We start from the raw sequence: 3559 nt of genomic DNA, 5'->3' as shown, positions 1-3559 counted from the left end.
TGGGCTAGATTGAAAAACTATGTTAGTCAGATTATCAATGATAGTGAAAACCTTGTGGATGCTGTGAGTAAAGCCTTCAGGCATCTGTCCTAACTAACTCGTTCTATGCTATAGTTTATTGAATAAAATAGTCCTGAAAGTCTTTTCCAGTAAACATTTCACGATTCCATCTGCACAAATTATCAGACAAAATCGAGAAGATACAAGATTCTTTAACAAGAATACATCTTCGAGCTGCTTGGATTTTCATAGAAGAGAACCAATCTCTGGTTTAATGATTTTTTTAGCCTATTGGAACTTAGGTATTTTAGGTCAATAAAAAAGCTATACTTGGGGATTAATTAAGATTATCCACTGAACAATAGTATTTAATACTAAATCCGTTGAGTATAGGCTACATATCAGGACAGGCAAGAGGCAAAAGGGGCAATAGATAATCAGTTTTTATAACCAGATTTAGTATAACTATAGATAAAAGTAAATCTTAATCATTATCTTCCTTGATGTTATCGTTGTATGCCATTTTGGTTTATTTGTCAATAGTGATCTTACCCATTTTCCCCTTGGCCGTCACCTCCAATTGGATTGAGGCGGAATTTTTCCCCACTGTGCCAATCGATATAAACAAATAAAAATGGTGTCAGTGGGGAAAAAGCTCACCCCTAGGATTCCTGTAAAAAAATTAATTCAGCCGGTGTCACCGCCCCTTTTTCAGTGATGATAGCGGTGATGAAAGCGGCGGGAGTAACATCAAAAGCGGGGTTATAAAAATTAACATTTCTAGGGCAAAGGGTAGTCGTCCCCACCTGATAAATTTCGGCACTATCGCGCTGTTCGATCGGTATCCCCGTACCATCCTTAAGGGAAAAATCCACCGTCGATAGGGGGGCAGCCACATAAAAAGGCAGATTATGAGCTTTTGCCACCACCGCGAGGGAATAGGTGCCGATTTTGTTGGCCGTGTCCCCATTGGCCGCAATGCGATCGGCCCCAACGATCACCGCATCGATCAGTTTTTGCTGCATACAGTGGGCCGCCATGCTATCGGTGATCACGGTGACGGGAATTCCCTCCCGCGCACATTCCCAGGCGGTTAATTTTGCCCCTTGCAGCCGCGGCCGGGTTTCATCTGCATACACTTGTATTAGTCTCCCTGCCGTCCAAGCGGAACGAATTACCCCTAAAGCAGTACCATAACTGGCCGTGGCTAGGGAACCAGTATTACAGTGGGTTAAAATTGTCAGTTTTTCAGGGTGATCTGGCAGCGCCAATAAACCATGATGACCGATCGCCCGACAGGTTTCCACGTCTTCTTTTTGGATATTGTGGGCAGTTTCAAGGAGATTTTTGCTAATTATTGCCACTTCTGGGCCACTTTCCCTGGCTACTTTTAACATTCGCTCGATCGCCCAGAATAAATTCACCGCCGTCGGCCGGGTTTGGGCTAATCGATCGGCTATTCTAGTTAAATCAGCCAGAAACTGCTCTTTCTGGTCAGTTTTAATTTCCTGCGCTCCTAAAACCATACCGTATGCAGCCGCTACCCCGATCGCCGGAGCGCCGCGCACAATCATCGTTTCGATCGCCCGGGCCATGGCTTCACTGCTGGTGATCTCAACTTCCCCATAGTCCATGGGTAAACGGGTTTGATCGATCAGCCAAACTTTGTTATCTTGCCAACGCACGGGATAGATTGAGTTATTCTCGGCATTGTTTGTGGTCATAACATTTTTAGATTGAGAATTGGCCAAATTTACCACATAGACTTCTTGCCTAATTAATTTTTGAGAGTTCAAAAATGACAAAAATAAACATAAAACTGCATAAAATTCCTAAATAGGGCATTTAATTGATTATTTATTATTCATTCCTAATTCTCCTGACTACTGGCTCCTGACTTGAAAGAGGGTGTGGGGTGTGGGGTGTGGGGTGTGGGGAGAATAAATAAAAATAATCTCCCGTCTCCCGTCTCCCGTCTCCTATCTCCTGACTCCTGACTCCTGACTCCTAACCAGAACAAAAATTTTTGATTTTTATAACTGAACTTCCCCCATACATATATACCATAATAGCCGAAAACCCTTATCCATCAATGGATGCACCCCTTAACTTTTCTTCATGTACCCATGTAATTTGTAACATTTCTTAATGGACAAGAATTCTCTCCATTTGCTAAAATAGTGGTCATGTATATAGAAAAAGTTCCTAACCGTAATTCCCCCCCCGCTGTTCTTCTTCGGGAGTCCTACCGAGAAGGAGATCAAGTCAAAAAAAGAACCCTGGCCAATCTCTCAAAATTACCCGATGATATTATCGACAATCTAAAACTGGCTCTTAAAGGAGCAACACTGTCCATGAATGAAGGCATTCCCAATCATTTTGAAGTGATTAGAAGTCTTCCTCATGGTCATGTGATGGCTATTTTAGAGACGATTAAAAAATTGGGTTTAGATAAAATAATCAGTGAAAAATCCTCTCGAATCAGAAACTTAGTGGTGGCAATGATTGTGGCAAGAATCATCAATCCTAAATCAAAACTAGCCACAGCGAGAGGGTTTAATAGCGAAACTTGCAGTCAGAGTTTAGGACAATTGTTAGACTTAGAAAAAGCCGATGAAGACGAATTATATAACGCCTTAGATTGGTTATTAGAAAAACAAGAGAAAATTGAGAAGCACCTAGCAATTAAACACTTAGAATCAGGAACGTTAGTCTTGTATGATGTCACTTCTACTTACCCAGAAGTAAATGGTTGTGAACTGGGAAAATATGGTTATAATCGAGATAAAAAGAAAGGGAAAACTCAGATAGTTTTTGGTTTGCTCTGTTCAGCCAAGGGTTGTCCGATAGCGGTAGAAGTATTTGAAGGAAACACTTCAGATGGTGCTACTTTAAGCGGACAAATTGAGAAAGTCAGAAAGGGTTGGGGGATTGAGAATGTGGTCTGGGTAAGTGATAGAGGAATTTTAACTAACTCGAAAATCAAGGAATTAGTAAAACCGATAGAAGGATTAGACTATATTACTGGTTTAACTAAGCCTCAAATTCGGAAACTGGCTGAGGTGGAAGTGATTCAATTAGGATTATTTGAGCAGGTAAACTTGGTGGAATTTGAGAGTGAAGATTATCCAGACGAAAGATTAATTGCTTGTCGGAATCCCTTAATCGCCCAGAAAAATCAACTACAAAGAGAGGCATTATTAGAAGCGGTAGAGAAGGAACTAGATTTGATTGTTCAGGCGACTCAAAGGGAGAAAAGAGCTTTAAAGGGTCAAGATAAGATAGCTTTGAGAGTGGGTAAGGTTCTTAATCAGTTTAAGGTCAATAAATACTATAACCTAGAGATAACAGAAGAAGGCTTTTCTTATCAGCGTCAGTTGGAATTAATCGCTCAAGAAACGGCCTTGGATGGTGTGTATGTGTTAAGAACTTCTCTGGAGTCAACCTTGATGGATGCAGCGACGACGGTTAAAGCTTATAAAAGTTTATCTCAAGTGGAGGAGGCATTTCGCTGTTATAAGTCAATTGATTTAAAGGTACGTCCTATCTATCATTATAA

General features: G+C 41.0%; 2 protein-coding genes. One reads left to right on the top strand and one right to left on the bottom strand.

The genetic code is table 11. From position 1 onward, the window contains the following. Positions 1–662 precede the first annotated feature (662 nt). Positions 663–1724: an S-methyl-5-thioribose-1-phosphate isomerase gene (gene mtnA / locus H6F92_RS16230; protein WP_190358712.1), complete on the bottom strand. Its 1062-nt coding sequence runs from the start codon at positions 1722–1724 to the stop codon at positions 663–665. Positions 1725–2186: 462 nt separating this feature from the next. Between mtnA and H6F92_RS16225 the strand changes: the two genes are divergently transcribed. Beyond that, the coding region (locus H6F92_RS16225) for an IS1634 family transposase (RefSeq protein WP_190358711.1) at positions 2187–3559 on the top strand (1373 nt) is incomplete at its 3' end.

The organism is Microcystis wesenbergii FACHB-1317, assembly GCF_014696875.1.
Lineage (GTDB): Bacteria > Cyanobacteriota > Cyanobacteriia > Cyanobacteriales > Microcystaceae > Microcystis > Microcystis wesenbergii_A.
This window is presented reverse-complemented; position numbering and strand designations above follow the sequence as displayed.